Origin of the sequence: Nocardia ninae NBRC 108245, assembly GCF_007990755.1 — a bacterium.
GTDB lineage: Bacteria > Actinomycetota > Actinomycetes > Mycobacteriales > Mycobacteriaceae > Nocardia > Nocardia ninae.
Genome location: NZ_BJXA01000007.1, coordinates 38227 through 61599, shown reverse-complemented (window position 1 = coordinate 61599; position 23373 = coordinate 38227). Strand labels below are relative to the sequence as shown.

Sequence of the window (23373 nt, the reverse complement as noted above, 5' to 3'; positions counted from 1 at the left end):
AAGCGCTTGCGCTGCCGCCGATGCTGGCTGCTGTCCTCGGCGTTGCGTTGGTCGCGCTCGGCGGCGGCCCTGCCGCACAGGTCGCGGCGGTCGATACCGTTCCCTTGGGGGCTGGGCTGGCGGCCGTGGCGGCACTGGGCAGGGAGCGGATGATCGAAGTGCAGTTGACGGTGCGGACGCCGTACCGGTTGACCGTCGCGCGTCGTGTCACGCTGGTCCTGGCCGCGGCGTGTGGTGCGGTGCTGGTACTCGGCCTGCTCGGACGGGGGGTGGTGCAGGACAGTGCGGGCGCGCTGCTGACGGGCAATATCGTCTTCGCGTCGGCGTTGATCGGTCTCCCGACCTACGCCATCGTCGAGTTTCGTTCCACCGCAGGCGCTTCGGTGCTCGTCATGGCGGCGTGGCTGGCGAAACTACTGGTAATGGATCAGTTTGCCGTTGTCGCTGAGTCATTGGTACTGCTGACGGTCGCGGCATTGTGCGCATGGCTTGCGGCACTGCGGATTACCGACAGCGAGGCGCAGCTGCGCGGAGTACGCGGGTGAGGGGCGTGCTCGGTGCGACCATCCGCTATGAAGCGCTGCTGGTCCTGCGGCACCGGGTGGTGTGGCTATCGCTGATTCCGCTCTGCGTCTTGATCATGCTGCTCGGCGGCTTTCCCCGGGGACGCGATCGGACCGACGAGATAGCCGCGATCGGGGACACTGCCCTGCTCCTCAATTTCCTCGGCTCGATCGGTGTAGCGGTCGCGCTCGCGGATCGGCTTGCCGTGCAACGCAAGCCGGGGTTGCGCGAGCTGTTCGCCGCAACGCCGGCCGATGGGCGCACCAGGTCGGTCGGTCTCGTGCTCGGGCCGTGGCTGGTCGCGTCGGTTCCCGGCGCGCTGATTCTGCTGGTGATGGGCCTGTGGTCGGCGATCAGCTCGGGTGGGCCTGCGCCGTTGGCAGCGGCGGTGATCGGGCTGGTCACCATTGTGGCGCCGGGCTCATTGTTGCTCACGGTGCTCGCCAATGTCGCGAGTCTGCTGCTGCCCAGCGTGGTCGTCCGGGTGCTGGTCGTGCCGTACTGGTACTGGGCGACGCTGCTGACACCGCTCGTGCCGATCCCGACCGTGACCGGGACGGTGCTGTCTCCGCTGGGCGGGTATCAGGCGGCGCAATGGCTGAATGTCGCGTTGCCCCAGAAGGACGGCGGCTGGCTGCATCCGCCGGCCGGTGCCGGCTATGCCGCTCTCGCACTTGCCCTCACCCTCGTGACGACGGCGCTCGCCTTTCTGGTCGGCCACGTGCTGCTGGCCCGGAGGCGATGCGCGGAAACGGAGTTCGGATGACAATCACGCTGCGCAAGCTGACCAAGGTCTATCGCAAGCCCACCGCCGCGCTGCGCGAAATCGACCTGACCGTGACCGAGGGGATGACCGGGCTGCTCGGGACGAACGGCGCGGGCAAGACCACGCTGCTGCGGATCCTGACCGGAACACTCGAACCGACCTCCGGCACGGTGACGGTGTGCGGGCACGACATGGCCACCACCGCCGGACGGACCGAGGTGAAGCGGCTGCTCGGCTACCTACCGCAGGAACTCGCGCTCTATCCCGATCTCACCGGACGCGAATTCCTCGACTACGTCGCCCTCCTCAAAGGTATCGATGACAAGCGCGCCCGGCGTTCGCAGATCGAAAGCCTGCTGGACCGGGTGGGGCTGGATTCGGTTGGCAGGCAACGGATCGAGCGGTACTCCGGCGGGATGAAGCGCAGGCTCGGCATCGCGCAAACCCTGCTCGGTGACCCGAAGCTGATCATCGTCGACGAACCGACGGCAGGACTCGACCCCGAGGAGCGGATCCGCTTCCGAACCCTGCTCGGCCAGCTCGGCGGCGACCGCATCGTCGTGCTGTCGACCCACATCCTCGACGACGTCGCGCACAGCTGTCAGAACACGGCAGTACTCACCGCAGGCGCGCTGGCGTACCACGGCACCACGTCCGGGCTGGTTGCCATGGCGCAGGGGCAAACTCATCTGGTGCGTGCCGATGTCGAACCACGCGGCGATTTCACCGTCGTCAACGTGACCAGCACCATCGAGGGCGTCGAGTATCGGGTGGTCGGGCCGACGCCGCCCCCCGAATCCCGCCCGGTGCCACCGACATTGGACGACGGTTACATGGCGCTGCTGCGTGCCTCGCGAGCGCCGGCCGACGAGAAATAACGTCGGCGTGAACCGAAAACCGGCAGTCCGCAACGTAATCGGTAGCCGGATACCGAGGTTGCTGGAGGAAAGATGGTTTCGATGGTTCGAGGATTGCTCCTGACCGGTGTCGCGTGCAGCGGCGCACTGCTGATCAGCGCGTGCGGCGGCGGTGCCGGGCCGAAGTCACCCGCACAGCCGACCCCGGTGCCGCTGCCGGAACCGACGTCCAGCAGCCAGCCCGTAGCGAGCGAAAACCTGGGCTACCTATGGCCGTTCACAGTTGAGCGCGGCACCATCGAATGCCGCGCAGGCGACCAGGCCGTGTTCGTGGCTCCGGACGGCAAGCCCTACGCGCTCAACGAAAATGCCGAACAAGCAGGAGTGCCCGGTATCGAACCCTTGCGCGCCGACGGTTCCGGTGGCGACAAGATAAGTCTCGGTGCCGTGCGCAGCAGAACGCTCCAGTTGTGCAAGTTCGCGGGATAGTGGGTTCACTTTTCCAGCAGTTGATGTCGGTTCACCGGCAACGAAAACGGCCCGAAACCTTATGGTTTCGGGCCGTATCGTTTGTAGCGGGGACAGGATTTGAACCTGCGACCTCTGGGTTATGAGCCCAGCGAGCTACCGAGCTGCTCCACCCCGCGTTGGGTGTCTCCAACCTTACACACTGCGGGTCCGGATGCGAAAACGCCTGGTGGGGCGAGTCGTCTGGGGTGGCGCGCAGGGGGAGACAGGCGGCGGCGGTTCCTTGGCCGCTGTGGCCTGGATCACAGTTAACTGCTCATGGAGATAGACATCACTCCTCGTTTCCCGAATCGTGACCGAGGTTTATCGTTGCTGGTTCGTGATGCTGAGTTCGTGGGCGCAAGGTCGCCGCGGTCCGGGGATGGGAATGACCGCAGTTTCGACAACTGATGCGTGATTTTCTGATTTCAGGAGTTGCTGATGGCGCTGACCCATCGCGGACATCGGACCGAGCGAGTAGACGCGGCGGCGGTATCGGACAGTCCGGCAGGATTTACCCATCGGCAGGTGCTGGTCATCCTCAGTGGCCTGGTCCTCGGCATGTTCATGGCGGCGCTGGATCAGACGATCACCGCGACCGCCGTGCGGACCATCGCCGATGACCTGTCCGGCTATTCGTTGCAGGCGTGGGTCACCACCGCGTACCTGATCACCGCGACATTGACGACGCCGTTGTACGGCAAATTGTCGGATATGTACGGCCGCAGGCCATTTCTGCTCGCCGCCATCGTGATATTTGTCGGCGGATCGCTGCTGTGCACGGTGGCGCAGTCGATGTATCAGCTCGCGGTGTTCCGGGCTGTGCAGGGCGTGGGTGCGGGCGGGCTGATGTCGCTGGCCTCGGCCATCCTCGGTGACATCGTGAGTCCGCGCGAAAGAGCCAAGTATCAGGGGCATTTCCTGGCCACCTGGGCGACGGCGAGTGTGATCGGCCCGGTACTCGGCGGTCTCTTCGCCAGTCAGCACGCGATTCTCGGGATCACCGGCTGGCGCTGGGTGTTCTTGATCAACGTTCCGGTCGGGCTGGTCGCGCTGGTGGTGGTGTACCGCGTGGTCCGGATGCCGAGGAGCAGTCCAGTCAATGGCCGGGTCGATTGGCTCGGCACCGCGGCCTTCGCCACCGGGATCACGCCATTGCTGATCGTCGCGGAGCAAGGCCGCAGTTGGGGATGGACCAGTGTGGGCGCGGTGGCCTGCTATCTGATCGGCGCGGTCGGGCTGATTGCGTTCATCGGTATCGAGGCGAAGATGGGGGAGGCGGCCTTGATTCCGTTGCGGCTCTTCCGGAATCGGACCTTCGCGCTCGGCGTCGCGATCGCGCTGGTGGTCGGTGCGTCGCTGTTCGGTGGCATCATCCTGGTCCCGCAGTATCTGCAGGTCGTGCGCGGGGCCAGCCCGATAGCCGCGGGTCTGCAGTTGTTGCCGATGGTCGGTGGCCTGATGGTGGGTTCGATCGTGTCCAACCGGCTCATCACGCGGACCGGCCGGTACCGGGCGTTCCCGATCATCGGTACGGCGACGGTCGCGGTCGGCCTGTTCCTGTTCCACTATCTGACGCCGGAAACGCCGCTGTGGCGAACCATGATCTTCATGGCGATCACCGGGTTCGGACTGGGAAATCTGTTGCAGCCCATCACCTTGGCCATCCAGAACGCCGCCGCACCCAAGGATATGGGCGTATCGAGTGCGGCCGCCACCTTCTTCCGTCAAGTCGGCGGCACGCTCGGCGTCGCGGCGTTGCTGTCGACGCTGTTCGGCCTGCTGCCGACCAAGGTGACCGCCGCGATCGAAGCGGCGTCCACCCGGCCGGCGTACCAGCAGGCCGTGTTGGCTGGCTTGCACAGCAGCAATCCTGCCGATGTGGCCTTCGCGCAAGGGCTGGTTCATCACGACCCGGCGGCGGTGCAGAAGGTGCTCGATGACAGCTCGGTCATTCAGCAGCTGAACCCGACGCTCGCGGGTCCGTTGCAGACCGGCTTCGCCGAAGCCATGTCGACGGTGTACCTGGCGGCCGCCGTGCTCGCGCTGGTGGCGTTGGTGATGGTGCTGTTCTGGAAGGAGATCCCGCTGCGGGAATCCGGTGGGGTCGAGTCATCCGGGGCCGACGTCGGCTCGCCGAAGTAGGAAAACGGGCAGGAATCGGACAATCCCTCCGCGATTGTTAACTGTCCATTAAATGATGGCAATTCTCAGAAAGCGGTGTGCTGATCGACCATTCGTAAACGAATGGTAAATCGCTCCCGATACTCGAATCGCGCAATTCGACGCAGCTGCGACAACTCGTGTCCGTGGCTGGAAATCCGGTCTCGATATCCAGATAATGCCTGTTCAAGGATGATCGAGGCGCCGGTATGGGTGTTTTGGGTGATTGCCGATCGACGGTATTCCGTAAAGACGAATCCATTGTCTGTGAAATGGATTACACCCCCCTTGAATTAGGTTAACCAGAGGTTCACTGTGTCTGGTACGAGGTGTCTCACGATGATTTATCCGAGCTCCATCTGCACGGGTGCATCGCCAGCACTGTTTGGGATCTCTGAAGCGAAGGTTTTGCCCATGGTTGAGTTACTCGACGCGATGGCGGTGGAGCAGATCGACACGAACTTCTTTCGTGGCAAGCTGCAGCACCGCACCGCGCTGGTTCGGACATTCGGCGGCGAAGTGGCAGCACGAGCGCTGGCGGCGGGATCGGCGGGGATGCCCGCCGGATTCAAGGTTCATTCGATACACGGATACTTCGTGCGGTCGACCGCGTCGGAGATTCCGATCGACTATCTGGTCGACACCGTCAAGCACGGCCGGTCGTTCGCGGTGCGCCGCATCCGGGCGGTGCAGCACGGCCGGGAGACCTTCTTGATGGTCGCCTCGTTCCATGTCGGCGACCGTGGTGTGCGGCATGCTGATGCGTGCCCCGAGACGCCGGGCCCGGAACAGCTGGCCCGGATCGGCGTGGGCGACGCGGGCAACGAATGGGAGGGCTGGGACATCCGGCCGGTGCCCGACTCCACAATCGGTGCTGCGCGCCAACAGGTTTGGTTGCGCTACACCGGCGAGCTGCCCGACTGCCCGGTGACGCACAGTTGCGCGCTGACCTACGCCAGTGACATGACGCTGCTGGGTGCGGCCGTCGCGCTGCACCCCGGCATCGCCATTCAGACGGCGGCGCTGGACTATTCGATCTGGTTCATGCGGCCGTACCGCGTCGATGACTGGTTGCTGTACGACGAGATATCGCCGTCGGCAGGCGCCGGCCGCGCGTTCACCCAGGGCCGGATCTTCAGCCGCACCGGTGAATTGGTGGCCATGGTCGCCCAGGAGCGGATGCTGCGGCTGGCCGAACCCGGCTTCGGTCACAGCCTTGTCGATCGGGCGGCCTCCTGATGGCCCCGGTGTACGTCGGTCTCACCGACAAGGCGTTCCTGCGACTGCACCACGGCTACGGCGCACCGGTCATCAGCCAGACGGTGACGGTGCTGGCCAACCGGCTCACCGAGGACGAGCTGGGCGAGATGTACGCCCAGCTGCGCTCCGGCCCGTTCATGCGGCGGGTGCGTCGGCCGCGGGTGCCCTTCGCCCGCTGGCGCTGGGTATTGGCGGACACCGCCTTGCCGTTGCATCTGGAGCATGCCGCGATCGACGACGCCGACGCGCTGGCCTGGGCGAGCGACGAGGCGCAGTATCCGCTCGACCCGGAACGGGGCTACGGGTGGCGGCTGTCGGCGGTGCCGACGCGGTCCGGCGGCATGGTCCTGTCCTGCATCGCCTCGCACGCCATCGCCGACGGTCACGCGGGGCTGATGGCGGCCATCGGCTTGGTCCAGCCCGAGCTCGCCACCACGGAGGGCCTCACCGACGCCGTCACCTTCCGTGACGACCTGAAGGACGGCGCACGTCGCGGGATAACCATTGCGCGCGAAGTGGTTTCGGAAGCGCGCCGAGCGCGCCGGGATCCGTCCCATCGCAAGGCGATCCGCAAGGCCCTGTCCGGCCGCTGTTCGACGCAGCCGTCCGCGCCGCTCGGCTGGCATGAAGGCTCGGTGATCGCCACGTTCGACGCGGCGCGGTGGAAGGACCTCGCGGCCCAGCGCGGCGGCACCTCCAACACGCTGTATCTGGCACTGGTCGCCGATCTGCTGCGGCACTGCGGGCTGGTCGGCGAGACAGGTCCGCTGGTGTTGATGACCGCGGTGCGGATTCTGCGCGAGCAGGACCAGATCGACTCGAATTCCTTTGCCCGCGTGCCGATCGTGGTGCAGCGGGAGTGGCTGGATCAGTTCGACCTGGCGCCGCTTCGTGCGGCCAGCAAGGCCGGTTTCGGGTCGGTGCACGGGGTCGGGGCCGGCGGGATCTCGCGCCCGCGGAACATGCCGCCCGAACTGGTCGACGTGCTCCCGGAGGGCGTGGTCGAGCGGCTCGTCGACACCCCGCCGATCACCGTCGGAATGTGTTCGAACATGGGCGTATTGGACCCGTTCGTGCCGACGGTGGTGCGCCACGGCGCGGCGCCGACGATGTTCGTGATGCGCGGCGTCTTCCAGGGCATCGACACCGAGCAGGCCGGTCGGCAGCCGATTGCGCTGGCCACCTGGCTCTCGGAGTTCGACGGGAAGATCCAGTGGGTGCTGGAGAGCATCAAACCCGAAATGGCGCACACCGACGAGGAATTGGGCTTCTTGGCGCGGCTGGTCGCCGAGTCCTGGGGATTGGATCCGCTGCACGTCAGCAGCGGTGGTGGCAGTACCAGCAAGACAGCCAGGGAGTTCTCATGACCAAGCCGTTGATCAAACTGGGCACCGAGTTCGTCTACAACCCGCACCCGGTCTACGACGAACTGCGCAAGCAAGGGCCGATCCACCACGTGCTGCTGCCGAACGGGCTGACCTCGTGGCTGGTGGTCGACTATCAGCTCGCCCGTGCGGTACTCGCCGACGATCGGATCAAGAAAGGCGCGGCCGCACTGGCCCCGATCACGACGCGGCTGCGACCTGGCGATACGTACACCACGATCAGCACGGACCTGTGGGAGCACATGCTCAGCTCCGACCCGCCGGACCACACTCGCCTGCGCAGGCTGGTGACCAAGGGGTTCACCCCGCGCACCGTGGAGCAGCTGCACCCGCGCATCGATGCGCTCACCGATCAGCTGCTCGAGGAGATGGCGGGCAAGTCCGAAGTCGACTTGATCGACGGCTACGCGCTGCCGATTCCGATGACGGTGATCTGCGAACTGTTCGGCGTGCCGGAGGCGGATCGGGCGCGGTTCCGGGAGTTGTCCACCACAATGACGGCGTCCTCGGCCGAGAACGCCGAAGACCAACAGGCCGTGGCGAACTCGCCGTTCTATGCCACGGCGGCCGAGCGCGGGGCCGCGAGTATCGAGCTGGCCACGTACCTGATCGGGCTGGTCGCCGAGCGATCGAAGGATTTGGGCGAGGACCTGTTGTCCCAGCTGATCATGGCCAACCACGAAGGCGACAAGCTCAGTGATCGGGAACTGATCGCCATGCTGTTCCTGATCCTGGTGGCCGGTCACGAAACGACGGTCAACCTGATCGGCAACGGCCTCTACGCGATGCTGCGCGACCGCGTGCTGTACGAGGAACTCACGCACGCGCCGGATCGGATCCCCGCCGCCATCGAGGAGTTCCTCCGCCACGAGGGACCCGTCCACCTGGCCACCCTGCGGTACACCGCCGAGCCGGTCACGTTGGCGGGCATCGACATTCCGGCCGAGGAACTGGTGTCGGTGTCGCTCGCCGCGGCCGATCACGACCCGAGCCAGTTCGCGGACCCGCACGCCATCGAGATCGGTAAGACCGGCCTGAACAAGGGCGGCCACCTGGCCTTCGGGCACGGCATCCACTACTGCGTCGGCGCCCCGCTGGCGCGGTTGGAGGCGAAGGTCGCGTTCGAGAAGATCCTGGCCCGCTATCCGAACATGAAGATGGCCGACGAGGTGCAGTGGCGGCCGAGCACCTTCCTGCGCGGCCTGCAAACGCTGCCGACCGTCATCGACTGAGCAACGACGAAGGCCCGGCTCTGCTGAGCCGGGCCTCGTGTCTGCTATGGATCAGCCGAACTTGATGCCTTGCGCCAGTGGCAGTTCGGCGGAGTAGTTGATGGTGTTGGTGGCCCGGCGCATGTACGCCTTCCACGAATCCGAACCGGATTCGCGGCCGCCGCCGGTCTGCTTCTCGCCACCGAACGCGCCGCCGATCTCGGCCCCGGACGTACCGATATTGACGTTGGCGATGCCGCAGTCGGAGCCGTCGGCGGCCAGGAAGCGCTCGGCCTCGCGCTGGTCGCTGGTGAAGACGGCCGACGAGAGTCCCTGCGGCACTTCGTTGTGCATGGCGATCGCACTGTCGAAGTCGTGGTAGGTCAGCACGTACAGGATCGGCGCGAAGGTCTCCTCGCGCACCACCGCGGTCTGGGCGGGCATCCGCACGATGGCCGGCCGCACGTAGTACGCGTCGTCGCCGAAGCCGTCGACTCGTTCACCGCCGCAGATCAATTCGCCGCCGTCGGCGAGCGCCTTGTCCAGCGCGGCCCGCATGCCCGCGTAGGCCCGGCCATCGATCAGCGGACCGACCAGCACCCCGTCTTCCAGCGGATTGCCGACGCGCAGTTGCTGATACGCGCTCTCGATCCGCTCCACCAGCGGCCCGACCACATCGGCGTGCGCGATCAGCCGGCGCAGGGTGGTACACCGCTGGCCCGCCGTGCCCGCCGCAGCGAACACGATGCCGCGCGCCGCGAGCTCCAAATCCGCTGAGGGCGTGACGATCGCGCCGTTGTTGCCGCCCAGTTCCAGCAGGCAGCGGCCGAACCGCTCGGCCACCCGCGGCGCCACGATCCGGCCCATCCGGACCGAGCCGGTCGCGCTGACCAGCGCCACCCGCTCGTCGTCCACCAAGCGGGCGCCGACGTCCGCCGCACCCTGAACCAGTTGGTGCACTTCGGGATCCGCACCGACGTCGGTCGCGGCGCGGCGCAGCAGGGTGTGGCAGGCGAGCGCGGTCAGCGGCGTCGTCTCCGACGGCTTCCACACCACGGTGTCACCGCAGACCAGCGCGATCGCGGTGTTCCACGCCCACACGGCCACCGGGAAGTTGAACGCCGAGATGACCCCGACGACGCCCAGCGGATGCCACGTCTCCATCAACCGGTGGCCGGGCCGCTCCGAGGGCATCGTCTGCCCGTAGAGCTGGCGCGACAGACCGATCGCGAATTCGCAGACGTCGATCATCTCCTGCACCTCGCCCGCGGCCTCGGCGCCGATCTTGCCCGCCTCCAGCGTGACCAGTTCGGCGAGTTCGCTCTTGTGCGTGGTCAGCAGCTCGGCCAGCCTGCGCACCACCCCGGCGCGGACCGGCGCGGGCACGGTCCGCCACGCGCCGAATGCCGTGGCCGCCCGCGCGATCGCGGCATCCACCTCGTCCATCGAGCTCGATTGCAGGGTCATCAGCTGTCCGCCGGTGATCGGGCTGCGGGCGGGCAGATCGCCGGATTCCGGGGGCGTTACGCCGAGTCCGCGCAGCACCGCTGCCGCGCGCTCCGCGAGTTCCCGAGTGGTCTGATCGCCGAGTACATCTGTCATCTGTTGCTCCGCCGTACCTTTCGGCCGCATTGCGGCATATCTGTCCCATGTCTTGGGAGGATCGGGGTGAGGTTCCTGCCACGAGCGGGGTCGCCTGGGTTAGTCTCCGCTGATGGCGGATACACCTGCACGACCTGCACTCGACGACATCGATCGCCTGCTGATTCGGGAACTGATGGCCGATGGACGCGCCACGCTGTCGAATCTGGCCGAGAAGGCGAGCCTGTCGGTGTCCGCCGTGCAATCGCGGGTGCGCAGGCTGGAAGCGCGCGGGGTGATCCGCGGCTACACGGCGCACGTCGACCCGGAGGCACTCGGCCAGCTGTTGTCGGCATTCGTCGCGATCACTCCTCTCGACCCGTCGCAGCCCGATGACGCCCCGGCCGTATTGCAGCACATCCCCGGGATCGAGGCGTGCCATTCGGTGGCCGGTGACGAGAGCTATGTCCTGCTGGTGCGGGTGGCCTCACCACGGCACCTCGAGCAGCTGCTGCAGGAGATCAGAGCGACCGCCAACGTCAGGACCCGAAGCACCATCATCTTGCAGACATTCTATGACAGGTAGCTGTTACGTGTAATTAATCCGCTTTCCTGTACAGAAACCGTAAATTTTCGTATCCTCGGTGGCGTGACCATCGAACTGGAACGCACCCGCCCGGCGGTCACCCCCGCCGCCCGGGTGCACGAGATCTTGTCGGCCAGCATCCTCGCCGATGGCTTCGACTTGGTGCTGGACCTACAACAGTCCCGCGGCTGCAAGCTCGTCGACGAACGTGACGGCAGCTCCTATCTGGACATGTTCGGTTTCTTCGCGTCCAACGCACTGGGGATGAACCACCCCGCGCTGGCCGAGGACGACGAGTTCCGCGAACAGCTGGTGACCGCCGCGCTCAACAAGCCGAGCAACTCCGACATCTACACCGTCGAGATGGCCCGCTTCGTGGAGACGTTCGTGCGGGTGCTCGGCGATCCGCGGCTACCGCATCTGTTCTTCATCGACGGTGGCGGGCTCGCCGTGGAGAACGCGCTGAAGATCGCGTTCGACTGGAAGAGCAGGCACAACGAAAGCAACGGCCGCGCACCGGAACTGGGCACCAAGGTGCTGCACCTGACCGGCGCCTTCCACGGCCGCACCGGCTACACCATGTCGCTCACCAACACCGACCCGGTGAAGACCGCCAGGTTCCCCAAGTTCGATTGGCCGCGCATCGACGCGCCGTTCCTGAGCGAGGACCACGACATCGACGCGGCCGAGGCCCGTGCGCTGGACCAGGCCCGGCGCGCGTTCGCCGAAAACCCGCACGACATCGCGTGTTTCATCGCCGAGCCGATCCAGGGCGAGGGCGGCGACCGGCACCTGCGGCCGGAGTTCCTGCAGGCGATGCAGCAGCTGTGTCACGAGAACGACGCGCTGTTCGTGCTGGACGAGGTGCAGACCGGCGTCGGCATGACCGGAACCACCTGGGCCTACCAGCAACTCGGCGTGCAGCCCGACGTCATCGCGTTCGGCAAGAAGACCCAGGTGTGCGGCGTGATGGCGGGCGGGCGCGTCGACGAGGTGCCCGACAACGTGTTCGTGGTCAACTCCCGGATCAACTCGACCTGGGGTGGCAACCTCACCGACATGGTGCGCGTCCGGCGCATCCTCGAGGTGCTCGAGCAGGACTCGCTCATCGAACGGTCGCGGGCCCTCGGCGCGCATCTGCTCGATCGACTGCAGATCTTGGCCGCGCAGCACCCGAGCATCACCGAACCGCGGGGCCGTGGGCTGATGTGCGCGGTGACGGTGGCCTCGGCGCAGTTGCGCGACGAGGTGGTCACCGCGTTGCGGGAGCGCGAGCACGTGCTGATCCTCGGCACGGGTGAGCGGGGAATCCGCTTCCGGCCGCCGCTGACCGTCAGCGTTGCCGAGCTGGATGCCGCGGTCGACGCGCTCGATCGGGTGATCGCCGGCTTCGAGTAGGGCAACGCCGCTTACTGCGACTATGCGCGGGCAGCTGGGGTTTTCCGGCTGCCCGCGCATTGCTGTCGGTACCCGTAGTTGCTCAGTCGGTGGTTGGTCGCAGGCCCAGGGCACCCTCGACGAATCGGCGGACGGTGGTCAATCCGGCTTCGAGAGCCGGTTCGTATCCTTCGCGCGCCCAGCCGGTCACTTCCGCGGTGCCGTCGCCGGTGGGTCTGGCGTCGACCTCGGCGACCATCTCCGCGGTGGTCGGTTCGCAGACCGCCCAGGAGAAGTGGCACTCCTCGGCCCATCCGGCGGTGCGCAGCGCGACATAGCCGGGGTCGGTGATGCCGCCCGCGGCCAGGGCCGGGCGATCGTCGATCCGGTCGTCGGCGCGTAGCGCGCGCAGATACCAAGTTCCCGCGTTGATTTCGATCGGCTCCATCAGGATTCCCGCCGACGGTCGCGACCACGGCCGTGGCCACCGTGCCAGCCGTGGCCACCGTGCCCGCTGCCGAACAGCACGGCCCCCATCAGCGGAATCGCCAGGAACCACAGCCAACTGCCGGTGGTGAAGAACAGGATGACCGCCAGGATCGGGACGACCGCCATCGCCCGTTCCGGCCAGCCGGCGAGGAAACCGGACTTCGACTCGGCAGGCACCGCAGCGGCTTTGACGAGCGGATCCGGCAGATCCGCGAAGACCGGTGTGATGTCACCGCGGGTGACGGCGGCCGCTATCACCGCGCTGCGCTCGTCGAATTCCGCGACGCTGAGCCGCCCGGCTGCGAAATGATCGGACAAACGCCGCATAGCGTCTTCACGCTCCGCGGTGCCGATACGGATTTCGGGTAGCTCCTCCATGAGGAGAAGGCTAGCGGGAGGTTCAACACCATGGGTGAGACGTGGTTCGGCCACTATCGCCTCGATCGATTGCTCGGCAGCGGTGGCACCGGACAGGTGTGGCTCGCGCACGACAGCAGCGCCGATCGTGTGGTCGCATTGAAGGTGTTGTCTGCCTCGGTGGCGGCCGACCCGAAGTACCGGCAGCGGTTCACCAGGGAGGCGCGGCTGGCGGCCCAGGTGCGCGGGCCGCATCTCGCGGCGATTCACTCCTTCGGCGAGCTCGACGGTCAGCTCTATCTCGACATGGAGTACATCGAGGGCACCGACCTCGCCACCGTGCTCCGGCGCGAAGGGCCGATGGCACCCGCGCGGGCGGTGCGGATCGTGGTGCAGATCGCGGAGGCCCTGGACGCCGCGCACCGGGTCGGGCTGGTGCATCGCGACGTCAAACCGTCCAACATCATGCTCGATTCCGCCGGGGTCGCGCATCTGATCGACTTCGGTACGGCGTATCGGGTCGACCAGCCGGCGATCACCACGAGCAGCAATGTGGTCGGCACGCTGGCCTATATGGCGCCGGAACGCTTCTCCGGTGCGGGCGACGCCCGCTCCGACCAGTACTCGCTGGCCTGCGTGCTCTATGAATGTCTCACCGCACGAAGGCCTTTCGGCAATGCCGACGCCGCACAGTCGCTGATGGCGCACCTGATGACGGACCCGCCGCTCGCCGCCGACTTCAATCACGCGGTGCCCGCCGGATTGGATGCCGTCATCGCTCGCGGCATGGCCAAGGTGCCGGAGCAACGGTGCGCCAGCGCAGGGGAATTGGCGTCGGCCGCGTATGCCGCGATCACCGGGCTCGATGTGCCGACGGTGCAGACCTCCGCTGCGGCGTTTACGACATCTGCTCTGCCGCAGTCGTTCCGAGCGGCTGATGTGCCTGCGACACTGCCGCTGAGTCGAGCTTCAAGTCAGCGTGACCCAGCTCGAGCGGAGGTGGGTGCGGGAGCTGCGGCGCAAGGGGTTACGTGGCCGAAGCGGTTCGGCGGTACAGCAGGCGACGGCGATATGCGGGCGGGCGTTGGTTCGGGCGAGGGTGTTTCGCGGCGAGGGGCGGCTGCTGAATCGTTGCGTGGAGACACGTCAGGGCGTAGCGCCGGTTCGGCCGGGCAGGGACACGGTTCGCAGGAGGACGATTCGCGGCAGACGACGAGATCGCGCGTCGCGGCGGGTGCCTTGGTGGTACTTCTCGTGGCGGTGGGGATGGCGCTGTGGCTGGGGCGGCCTGGTGGGCCCGGAAAAGACTCAGCCGCACCGACATCCGTGCCGACCGCAGCCGCCGGGCCGTCGTCCACGGCGACGCCGCACGCCGCGTCCGCGCAGACTCTGCCCCCGGTCGCATCGAATTCCCCGGCGCCGGCTCCCGCGCCGTCCGTCACCATTCCGGTCGCTTGGCAGCCGTGCGATCCCACCATCGATGTGCGTGGGCTCGCCAAGGACGGCACGCTCCTGCACTGCGTCGGCACCGCCGACCGCGCCGCGAACTGGATGCCCGCGATACCGGCGGCCGAGCAGCCGAAGCAGGACACGCCGAAGCCGAAGCAGGACAAGGCTAAGCCCGGCCACGGCGACGAGTCCAGTGGAAACTCCGGCAACGGCAACGGGCGTGGCAAGCCTGGCAACGACCGGTAGGGGTCGCCCGAAAGGACGGGCGCGTTCGCCGAACGGGACACTAGGTGAGCGTGTCCTCGGTGCTGGCCGTGTCGAGCCGCCATTGGCGGGCTGCTGGTTGCGCCACATACGCCGGGGTGTTGTTGAAGACACACTGGCCGGGTCGGCGGGGTGGGGTTAGGCTCCGAAGGAGGTTGGGTTCTGCGGTGTTCGCGGTGTGAGCTGGTGGTTTTCAGCGAAGCCTCGGGTTGATCGGAGGCCGGCGGGCCGGGCCTGGACAAGTCGACGGTGACTGGAGGTTCGCGATGGGGGAGGTGCGATTCGGGGGATATCGGCTGGAGCGTCTGCTCGGCAAAGGCGGGATGGGGCAGGTCTGGCTGGCCTACGACGATGCGAATGCACGCTGGGTGGCGTTGAAGCTCTTGCCGACCGAGCTTGCCGCGGATGCGGGGTACCGCAGGCGATTCGAGCGCGAGGCCGAGGTGGTGGCCGAACTGCGGGATCCGCGTATTCCACGGATCCATCGGTTCGGCGAGATCGACGGCCGGCTGTTCATCGACATGGAGTTCGTCGAGGGCCGCGATCTGGCCAGCACGATCGCCGCGGGGGCATTGGCGCCCGTCGCAGCCGTCGGCATCGTCGGCCAGGTGGCGGCCGCGCTCGACGTGGCGCACCGGGCCGGGCTGGTACACCGTGATGTCAAGCCGTCCAACATCGTCGTGCACACCAGCGGTTTCGCCTATCTCATCGACTTCGGCATCGCGCACGGCATCGGCCAGACCGCGGTCACCACCACCGGATTGGCGATCGGCACCCTGGCCTACATGGCGCCGGAGCGGTTCACCGGGAAGGCGGACGCGCGTTCCGATGTGTACTCGCTGGCCTGCGTCCTCTACGAATGCCTCACCGGCTGCCGCCCCTACGGCGACACCGATCCCGCCCAGCAGATGCACGCCCATCTGATGACCGACCCACCCCGCGCCGCATCCCGCAACGCCGCCGTCCCCGCCACCCTGGATGCTGTCATCAGCCGCGGCATGGCCAAGAATCCCGCCGATCGCTATGCCACCGCAGGCGATTTCGCCGCCGCCGCGCATGCCGCGGTCGGCACCCGGCTGTCTGCTCCCCGTCCGCCGAAGTCGCCTGCGTTGACAAAAGTGCTGCCGGTGCCGGACCTCGCGCCCACTCGGTCAGCCGCCGCTGAGCGTGCTGCCATCGACGCCAAGCGCCCCGCACCTGCCCGTCGGCCGAACTCGCCTGCGTCGACCAAAGTGCTCCCTACTCCGGGCCCCGCGCCTACTCGGGTAGCGACTCGGCTCGAGACGTTGCCTCCGAGTTATGCGCCACCACAGCCATATTCGGCGCGCCCTGTCCTTCGGGGCCCGGTGTCCACCCATCAGAATGTGTATTCCGGAGTGCCGCAGCGGGGCTCTGCACCCGTCGGCCAAGCGTCGGATCCTCGGGCACAGCCGCCGGTTTCGGCCGCGCGGCAGCTCGGTGCGGCGGCACGGGGTCTGCGTGCCCTGGTAATGCCGCGTTCGTCCGAGCAGCGCGCCGCAGGTCCAGTGGACCTTGTTCGTCCCGGGGCGCAGTCCCGTCCGATGGTCCCGCAGCAGCGGTACCCGGTCGGGCATGGGCGGCGAGTCTTCCCGGCTCCGGCGAAACCACCCAAGTCGCAGCGATATTCGGGTACTCGCCGACGGCCGTCGGCTGCTCCGGTGCGGCGGCCGCGGCGCAAGCGTGGCGGTGTGTTGTCGAAAGTGATCGGCGCGTTGGTCGTCGTCTTTCTGACGCCGTTCATGCTGGCGGCGGGCTGTGTCGCGTTGCTGGCGTCGGCCGGCCGGGTCGGGGACTCGGGCGGGTCGGGTGCACCGCCGCCGACGGCGATGGCGGAGGAGAACCCGGCGCCACCGCCCGAACAGCCCGAGTCGGTGGGGCTGGCGGCCGCGGGTACTCCGGTGCGGGACGGCAAGTTCGAGTTCGTGGTGCGTGATGTCGATACCGATATCCGTCGGGTGGGACTACAGACGGCGTCGGGTTCGTTCGTGATCGTCACGCTCGAGATCCGCAACATCTCCGCCGAGCCGAAGCGGTTCCTGCCCTTCGGGCAGCGCCTGTTCGACACCCAGGGCACCCCGTTCGACCACAACGCCACCGCCACCATGTGGCAATCTGCCCAGCACGGCTACGGCTACTCGTTCGAACTGGCACCGGGCCAATCGGCAACCACCCAACTGGTTTTCGACGTACCCGCCGAAGCGACCCCGACCCACCTCGAGCTACACGACTTCGTCCTCTCCAACGGCGTCGCCGTCCGGCTGGATTAGCCTGTCGCTCGACCCGGACGGTCTTGACGAGCTTCACCCTTTCGTAGGCCGCAGATGCTCGTCGCTGTCTGTTGCCGGGATGGTCGCGAGATCACATTGTGGCGGGTGGAGGAACCGGGGCATGCGGCCGGGAAACGGCTGCGCGGCAAGGTGTGCGCGGTCGGTAGGTGCGCGCGGGATCGGTGGATCGGTCTGGCGGCGCGGGATCCGGTCAGGCGACGCGGGCGGCGGTCCGGCGCCGCGCGAAGGGGCAGGCGGCGCGCGAAAGGTCAGGCAACGCGGGCGTTGTCGGACAGCGCGGTGTGGACCGCGTTGCGGCCGATAGCGAGCGCCTCGGCGAGCAGGGTGGTGTCGCGTGCGGCGCTGTCGATGTCGGGGGAGCCGAGGGGCGGATGGATCTGCAGGACGGCGTCACCGAGTTCGGCGAGGGCGCGGTCCTCGATGGCCTGCTGGTGCGGGCGTTGTATCCAGGCGCGGTAGGCGCCGGGCGCGGTGGCGCGCAGATATCCGCCGCCGACGACACGGTGCAGCAGAGACGCGGGCGGGCGTTGTTCGTCGATGCGACGGGTGCGCAGGACGAGTGCATGCGTGGCACCGCAGCGAACGGCGGTGCGGATGGGGACGGTTTCGGTGAGGCCACCGTCGAAGTAGTGCGAACCGCCGAGCGGGACCGGCGGTCCGGCGAGGATGGGCAGCCCCGCGGAGGCCCGCAGCGCGCGCATGAGGGTGCGCTTGTCCACGATGTACGGGTGCAGGTCCACCGCGCGTCCGGTGCGGATGTCGGTGGCGATGGGGTGAAAGGTGGTGGGGTTGGCCAGGATCGCCGGGAAATCCATCGGCTCGATCCCGTCGTAGACCTGATGCACCAGGTATCGCAGGTCGAAGGCGGGCCGTCCGCGCAGCAGCCGGGTCGGGTCGATGGCGCGGCGCATGATCGCCGGATCGGTCCAGGAACGCATGCCCGCGACGGCGCGTCCACCCAGCAGCCAGGCGCCGTTGATCGCTCCGGCCGAGGTGCCGTAGACGGCGTCGAAAACCGTGCCGAGTCCGAGTTCCTCGATGGCCGAGACCATCCCGCTCGAGTAGACCCCGCGACTACCGCCACCTTCGACGACGAGTACCAGCCGATGTCCGTCGGCGCGACTCCCCGCCGCACGGCGGGCGCGGATAATCTCCGCGACGGCGGAGACGCTCGACGTACTGGTCACCGGACCACGATACGACAGAGCGGGCGCGGACGTCATGGTCCAGCGCCCGCCCGAAGCGGTATTCGCCCTGCGTTTACGCGAGCACTACCTGGTCGTATCGGCCCGGCGCGCGCCGAACCGACTCGACCTCACTTGATTTCGGCGAGCACCGTGCCCTGGGTGATCGCGGCGCCCGCCTCGACGGCCAGGCCGGTGACCACACCCGCCTTGTGCGCGTTGACCGGGTTCTCCATCTTCATGGCCTCGAGCACCACGATCAGGTCGCCCGCTTCGACGGACTGGCCCTCTTCGACGGCCACCTTCACGACGGTGCCCTGCATGGGCGCGGTGACGGCGTCACCGGAGGCGGCACCGCCGGCCGCGCCGCCCCGCTTGCGCGGCTTGGGCTTCTTGCGGATCACCCCGGCGCCGTTGCCCGCGGCGGCGACAGCGCCACCACCGAGGCTGAACTGGCCGGGCAGCGAGACCTCGACGCGACGGCCGCCGACCTCGACGACCACCTTCTGCCGGGGCAGGTCCTCGTCGTCCTCGTCGGCCGGTGCACCGCCGGTGAACGGCTCGACGGTGTTGGTCCACTCGTTCTCGATCCACTTGGTGTAGACGTCGAACTTGCTGCCGTCACCGATGAACGCGGGGTCCTCGACGATCGCCCGGTGGAACGGGATGACCGTGGCCAGCCCGTCGACCTCGAACTCGGCCAGCGCGCGCCGGGCCCGCTCGAGCGCCTGAGTGCGGTTCTCGCCGGTGACGATCAGCTTGGCCAGCATCGAGTCGAACTGCCCGCCGATCACGCTGCCTTCCACCACGCCGGAGTCCACGCGCACGCCGGGGCCGCTGGGCTCGCGGTACACCGAGACCGGGCCGGGCGCGGGCAGGAAGCCGCGACCGGCGTCCTCACCGTTGATCCGGAATTCGAACGAGTGACCGCGCGGGGTCGGGTCCTCGGTGATGGTCAGTTCGTCGCCGTTGGCGATGCGGAACTGCTGGCGCACCAGGTCGATACCCGCGGTCTCTTCGGTGACCGGGTGCTCGACCTGCAGCCGGGTGTTCACCTCGAGGAACGACACCGTCTCGCCCTGCACCAGGTACTCGACCGTGCCCGCGCCGTAGTAGCCGGCTTCCCGGCAGATCGCCTTCGCGGAGGCGTGGATCTTCGCGCGCACCTCGTCGGACAGGAACGGCGCGGGCGCCTCCTCGACGAGCTTCTGGAAACGGCGCTGCAGCGAGCAGTCGCGGGTACCGGCGACCACCACGTTGCCGTGCTTGTCGGCGATGACCTGCGCCTCGACGTGGCGAGCCTTGTCCAGGTACTGCTCGACGAAGCACTCACCGCGACCGAACGCGGCGACCGCCTCGCGGGTGGCCGAGTCGAACAGCTCGGGGATCTCCTCGATGGTGTGCGCGACCTTCATGCCGCGGCCACCGCCACCGAAGGCGGCCTTGATCGCGACCGGCACGCCGTATTCCTTGGCGAAGGCGACGACCTCGTCGGCGTTCTTCACCGGGTCCTTGGTGCCCGCGGCCATCGGGGCCTTGGCGCGCTCGGCGATGTGCCGGGCGGTGACCTTGTCGCCGAGGTCGCGGATGGACTGCGGCGAGGGGCCGATCCAGATCAGCCCCGCGTCGATGACGGCCTGGGCGAAGTCGGCGTTCTCGGAGAGGAATCCGTAGCCGGGGTGGATGGCGTCGGCGCCGGAGCGCGACGCGGCATCGAGGATCTTGTCGAAGACAAGGTACGACTCGGCCGAGGTCTGGCCGCCGAGGGCGAACGCCTCGTCGGCGAGCTTCACGAAGGGGGCATCGGCATCGGGCTCCGCGTATACCGCGACGCTGCCGAGGCCCGCGTCCTTGGCAGCCCGGATAACGCGCACGGCGATCTCGCCTCGGTTAGCTACGAGTACCTTCGTGATCCGTGCGCTGGCATGGCTGGGCACTGAGCCTCCTGTGTGCAATCTTTTGGTCGCCCCGTGGTCGACGAAACTACGTCTCGGGCGAGTGTAGGCAGTCTGCCAACAGACGGCGCACTCGGCCAGTCCTACTGATCAGTAGGTCGTGGATCACACTCGGCCTGTCATGCGGAAAGGCGTGCGTGCGCTACCTGCCGCGGCCACGGCGGCCGGTACCGGCCGGTGCCGCACCGGGTTCAGTCCCCTTGGCGATCGGCATGCGCACCGAGTTGCCCCACTCGGTCCACGAGCCGTCGTAATTACGGACGGTGTCGAACCCGAGCAGATAGGTCAGCACGAACCAGGTGTGGCTGGAACGTTCGCCGACACGGCTGTAGACGATCAGATCGTCCGCGGCGCCCAGCGTGCCGTAGATCGCGTCCAACTCGGCGCGGGGGCGGAAGCGGCCGTCGTTGTGGAACGCCTCGGTCCACGGAATGTTCGCGGCGGTGGGGATGTGCCCGCCGCGCAACGCCGTGTCCTCGGGGTTGATCGGCTCGAGGGCCAGCATTGCGTAGCGATTCGATGGGGGGCGGTGGTCGGGCGACGGGTGGATGAGCTCGCCGGAGTATTCCTCGGGCGAACGCACGTCGATCAGCGGCTTGCCGAGGTGGGCGAGGACGTCCTCGCGGAACGCCCGCACGGTGCTGTCGTCGCGGGTGACGGCCGGATAGTCGCTGGGGGTGAGGTGCGGGGTGTCGAAGGTGGTGTCGCGTTCCTCGGAAATCCAGGCGCCGCGACCGCCGTCCAGCAACCGCACATCCTGGTGTCCGAACAAAGTGAAAACCCACAATGTGTGCGCCGCCTGCGCGTTGCCCCGGTCCCCGTAGATGACCACGGTATCGTCTCGCTCGATTCCCTTGGCGCGCATCAACTCGGTGAATCGGGCACCGTCGATGTAGTCACGAGTGACCGGATCGTTCAGATCGCCCCGCCAATCGATCTTGATCGCGCCGGGAACATGCCCGATGTCATAGAGCAATATGTCCTCGTTGGACTCGACGATCTTGAGTCCCGACGTGCCGATGTTTGCCGACAGCCACTCTGTGGTTACTAGTCGGTGAGGATGTGCGTAAGAACCGAATGAGGGATGTGGGTCCGGAGCAGCGGGCACGATGTGGGTCCTTCACGCGTGGTAGACGGTAGTTTCTACGGTTCGGGTCTCACAGCGATGGTATGTGTGAGGCGTTAGTGACTCTCGTTTCAGATCACAAATCGGCTGAATGAGCGAATAAATCGCACCTGCATCCGATAAAGTCTCCCGGGAGGAGGGGTGAGCTATGTCCGATTCTTGGCCGCGGCGGCGACTGCTCGCGATCCTACGTGGCGCCAGCGAGCCTCTCGACGCCCAGGAACTGGCCAGAATCACCGGACAACACGTCACCACGGTTCGGTTTCATCTGGACGTGCTCACCCGGGAATCCCTGGTGCGGCAATTTCAGCAACCGCCCCGCGGTCGCGGACGTCCGCGCATCGGTTACAGCGCGGTGCAGCGATCGGTCGGTTATCAGGAACTCGCGCAGGTGCTCGCCGATCAACTCGGCCCCGATCCGCGTCGGCGGTCCGAGGCGGCCATCGCGGCAGGCCGGGCCTGGGGCGCGAAACTGGACGCCGGTGACCATCGGGTCGAGTCGCTGGAGGACGCCAAAGACGTCACCATGACGCTGCTTTCGGAGCTGGGCTTCGCGCCGGAACGCGATCCGAACGAGACCGCCGAGCAGGCGCTGATCCGGTTGACCGCCTGCCCGCTGCGGGAGCTCGCGCGCACCCACTCCGAGGTGGTGTGCGGTGTGCACCTGGGTCTGATCAAAGAGGTCTTGGACCGCAACGGCGCGCGCGGCGACGTGAATGTGCGCCTGCACCCGTTCGTCGAGCCGGAACTGTGTGTGGTCCGGCTGGAGATGCTGGCGCGGCGCGAGCAGGACACGCGCCGGGAGACGGAACTGCGTCGCGACACCGAACTGCGCCGGGAAACGGAGCTGCGGCGCGAGCCGGACAACCGCGAGGTCGCCACGGTGCCCGCGGTAGGGGACACCGGCGGCTCGGAGCCGCTGATCGCGCCGCCGTCAGCCGGCCGGGTGGCCCCACAACTGCGTAACGGCGACCCCAACGTCGCCAAGCAGTCGGCGCAGCAGTGGTAGCCCGATCCCGATCACGCTCGACGGATCGCCGTCGATGCGGTCGACGAACCAGCCGCCGAGCCCGTCGAGGGTGAACGCGCCCGCCACCTGCAGCGGTTCGCCGGTGGCGATGTAGGCGTCCAGCTCGTCGGGCTCCGGTTTGGCGAAATGCACTGTGGTGGAACTGCAGTCGATCGCTTCGGCGATGATGCGGCCGTCTTGGAGGCGAAGGACGCAGTGCCCGGTCACCAGATCGGCGCTGCGCCCGGCCATTTCGCCCCAGCGGGCCCTGGCCACCTCGGCGGTGTGCGGCTTGCCCTGTAGCTCGCCGTCCACCAGCAGCATCGAATCACAGCCGACGACAACACAATCGGCGGCGAGTTCGGGAATTGTGGCGGCGACCGCCGCGGCTTTCGCCCTGGCCAGTTCGACGACGACAACGTCGGGTGCGGTGCCCTCGGGCAGCGCGGCCGCGATCGCGTCCTCGTCCACGTCGGACACCCGGACGATCGGGTCGATGCCCGCCGAGCGCAGCACCTCCCGGCGGGCCGGGGATGCGGAGGCGAGGACGAACTTCACCCGCGCAGGTGCGACAGCTGTGGGAAGGCGTAGGGGGAGAACGGGGAGGTGCCCCGGTGCATGAAGGTGGGGCGGCCCCACATGTCCGGCGGGCCGGACGGACCGGCCGCGCTGTCGTTCGCGGCCGCGGTCAGCACGCAGACCAGCGCCGCGATCTCCTCGTCGCTCGGGTTGCCCTTCACGACGGTGAAGAACGGCTTGGCCGCCTCGGCCGCGGACTCGGTCGCCGCTGACCCGTCGACGTTGTGCGCCGCCTCGACCTCGTCGTCGAGCGAGCCGACGGTCAGGTCCAGTTCGGCGGCGGTCAAAACATCTTCTTCTGCCACGGTCGTCACAGTGCCAGATCCTCTCTTTGCCTGATCAGGCGTGTTCCCTGATGTGAAACCAGCGGACGGGTGATGCGATCACCCTCGGAT

General features: G+C 67.5%; 21 protein-coding genes and 1 tRNA gene. 13 read left to right on the top strand and 9 right to left on the bottom strand.

What is annotated here, in order from left to right; translation table 11 throughout:
* Positions 1 to 20 precede the first annotated feature (20 nt).
* From NN4_RS07810 to NN4_RS07795, 4 genes are all read left to right on the top strand, one after another.
* On the top strand, positions 21 to 545 hold the full coding sequence (locus tag NN4_RS07810) for a hypothetical protein (RefSeq protein WP_147129286.1): 525 nt from the start codon (positions 21 to 23) through the stop codon (positions 543 to 545).
* Positions 542 to 1330, top strand: coding sequence for a hypothetical protein (locus NN4_RS07805; protein ID WP_147129285.1), 789 nt, complete (start codon positions 542 to 544; stop codon positions 1328 to 1330). The genes NN4_RS07810 and NN4_RS07805 overlap by 4 nt, the downstream gene beginning before the upstream one ends.
* Complete coding sequence (locus NN4_RS07800; RefSeq protein ID WP_147129284.1) at positions 1327 to 2208, top strand: ATP-binding cassette domain-containing protein; 882 nt, start codon at positions 1327 to 1329, stop codon at positions 2206 to 2208. Before NN4_RS07805 ends, NN4_RS07800 begins: the two co-directional genes overlap by 4 nt.
* Positions 2209 to 2289: 81 nt before the next feature.
* Entirely contained in the window at positions 2290 to 2676 is a 387-nt protein-coding gene (locus NN4_RS07795) for a DUF2511 domain-containing protein (RefSeq protein ID WP_186818319.1), read from the top strand.
* 84 nt (positions 2677 to 2760) lie between these two features.
* Here NN4_RS07795 and NN4_RS07790 read toward each other — a convergent pair.
* A tRNA-Met gene (locus NN4_RS07790) sits at positions 2761 to 2834 on the bottom strand.
* A gap of 301 nt (positions 2835 to 3135) precedes the next feature.
* Here NN4_RS07790 and NN4_RS07785 point away from each other — a divergent pair.
* From NN4_RS07785 to NN4_RS07770, 4 genes are all read left to right on the top strand, one after another.
* Positions 3136 to 4839, top strand: a complete 1704-nt coding sequence (locus NN4_RS07785) for an MDR family MFS transporter (protein ID WP_147129283.1) — start codon at positions 3136 to 3138, stop codon at positions 4837 to 4839.
* A 432-nt stretch (positions 4840 to 5271) separates the two neighbouring features.
* On the top strand, positions 5272 to 6096 hold the full coding sequence (locus NN4_RS07780) for an acyl-CoA thioesterase (RefSeq protein ID WP_147129282.1): 825 nt from the start codon (positions 5272 to 5274) through the stop codon (positions 6094 to 6096).
* Positions 6096 to 7484, top strand: coding sequence for a hypothetical protein (locus NN4_RS07775; RefSeq protein ID WP_147129281.1), 1389 nt, complete (start codon positions 6096 to 6098; stop codon positions 7482 to 7484). The genes NN4_RS07780 and NN4_RS07775 overlap by 1 nt, the downstream gene beginning before the upstream one ends.
* Entirely contained in the window at positions 7481 to 8734 is a 1254-nt protein-coding gene (locus NN4_RS07770; protein WP_147129280.1) for a cytochrome P450 family protein, read from the top strand. Before NN4_RS07775 ends, NN4_RS07770 begins: the two co-directional genes overlap by 4 nt.
* 51 nt (positions 8735 to 8785) lie before the next feature.
* Here NN4_RS07770 and amaB read toward each other — a convergent pair whose 3' ends face one another.
* Positions 8786 to 10315 (bottom strand): L-piperidine-6-carboxylate dehydrogenase, encoded by a 1530-nt coding sequence (gene amaB / locus NN4_RS07765; RefSeq protein ID WP_147129279.1) that lies wholly within the window; start codon positions 10313 to 10315, stop codon positions 8786 to 8788.
* 112 nt (positions 10316 to 10427) lie between these two features.
* Between amaB and NN4_RS07760 the strand changes: the two genes are divergently transcribed.
* Both NN4_RS07760 and lat read left to right on the top strand, forming a co-directional pair.
* Positions 10428 to 10880: an Lrp/AsnC family transcriptional regulator gene (locus tag NN4_RS07760; protein WP_040732134.1), complete on the top strand. Its 453-nt coding sequence runs from the start codon at positions 10428 to 10430 to the stop codon at positions 10878 to 10880.
* A gap of 63 nt (positions 10881 to 10943) precedes the next feature.
* Positions 10944 to 12278 carry an L-lysine 6-transaminase gene (gene lat / locus NN4_RS07755; RefSeq protein ID WP_147129278.1) on the top strand — a complete coding sequence of 445 codons (1335 nt, stop codon included), beginning with the start codon at positions 10944 to 10946 and terminating at the stop codon, positions 12276 to 12278.
* A gap of 82 nt (positions 12279 to 12360) precedes the next feature.
* On the opposite strand, the gene NN4_RS07750 is transcribed toward lat, so the two are convergent.
* Together NN4_RS07750 and NN4_RS07745 are read right to left on the bottom strand one after the other, a co-directional pair.
* Positions 12361 to 12705 (bottom strand): hypothetical protein, encoded by a 345-nt coding sequence (locus NN4_RS07750; RefSeq protein WP_147129277.1) that lies wholly within the window; start codon positions 12703 to 12705, stop codon positions 12361 to 12363.
* Positions 12705 to 13124, bottom strand: a complete 420-nt coding sequence (locus NN4_RS07745) for a DUF1707 SHOCT-like domain-containing protein (RefSeq protein WP_147129276.1) — start codon at positions 13122 to 13124, stop codon at positions 12705 to 12707. Before NN4_RS07745 ends, NN4_RS07750 begins: the two co-directional genes overlap by 1 nt.
* A gap of 30 nt (positions 13125 to 13154) precedes the next feature.
* Here NN4_RS07745 and NN4_RS07740 point away from each other — a divergent pair, with 30 nt between their 5' ends.
* Both NN4_RS07740 and NN4_RS07735 read left to right on the top strand, forming a co-directional pair.
* On the top strand, positions 13155 to 14798 hold the full coding sequence (locus NN4_RS07740) for a serine/threonine-protein kinase (protein WP_147129275.1): 1644 nt from the start codon (positions 13155 to 13157) through the stop codon (positions 14796 to 14798).
* Between the two features lie 284 nt (positions 14799 to 15082).
* Complete coding sequence (locus NN4_RS07735) at positions 15083 to 17104, top strand: serine/threonine-protein kinase (protein ID WP_147129274.1); 2022 nt, start codon at positions 15083 to 15085, stop codon at positions 17102 to 17104.
* Positions 17105 to 17373: 269 nt separating this feature from the next.
* On the opposite strand, the gene NN4_RS07730 is transcribed toward NN4_RS07735, so the two are convergent.
* The 3 genes from NN4_RS07730 to NN4_RS07720 all read right to left on the bottom strand — a co-directional run bounded on the left by NN4_RS07730 (position 17374) and on the right by NN4_RS07720 (position 21372).
* On the bottom strand, positions 17374 to 18312 hold the full coding sequence (locus NN4_RS07730) for a patatin-like phospholipase family protein (RefSeq protein WP_246180765.1): 939 nt from the start codon (positions 18310 to 18312) through the stop codon (positions 17374 to 17376).
* Positions 18313 to 18440: 128 nt separating this feature from the next.
* A complete protein-coding gene (locus NN4_RS07725) occupies positions 18441 to 20246 on the bottom strand; it encodes an acetyl/propionyl/methylcrotonyl-CoA carboxylase subunit alpha (RefSeq protein WP_147129272.1) in 1806 nt (601 codons plus the stop codon).
* 160 nt (positions 20247 to 20406) lie between these two features.
* Positions 20407 to 21372 carry a sulfurtransferase gene (locus NN4_RS07720; RefSeq protein ID WP_147129271.1) on the bottom strand — a complete coding sequence of 322 codons (966 nt, stop codon included), beginning with the start codon at positions 21370 to 21372 and terminating at the stop codon, positions 20407 to 20409.
* A gap of 166 nt (positions 21373 to 21538) precedes the next feature.
* Between NN4_RS07720 and NN4_RS07715 the strand changes: the two genes are divergently transcribed.
* Entirely contained in the window at positions 21539 to 22399 is an 861-nt protein-coding gene (locus NN4_RS07715; protein ID WP_107654372.1) for a helix-turn-helix transcriptional regulator, read from the top strand.
* Here the strand turns inward: NN4_RS07715 and NN4_RS07710 are convergent.
* Complete coding sequence (locus NN4_RS07710) at positions 22325 to 22957, bottom strand: Maf family protein (RefSeq protein ID WP_147129270.1); 633 nt, start codon at positions 22955 to 22957, stop codon at positions 22325 to 22327. The two genes, NN4_RS07715 and NN4_RS07710, sit on opposite strands and share 75 nt — an antisense overlap.
* A complete protein-coding gene (locus tag NN4_RS07705) occupies positions 22954 to 23292 on the bottom strand; it encodes an acyl-CoA carboxylase subunit epsilon (protein WP_147129269.1) in 339 nt (112 codons plus the stop codon). The genes NN4_RS07710 and NN4_RS07705 overlap by 4 nt, the downstream gene beginning before the upstream one ends.
* Between the last annotated feature and the right edge of the window lie 81 nt (positions 23293 to 23373).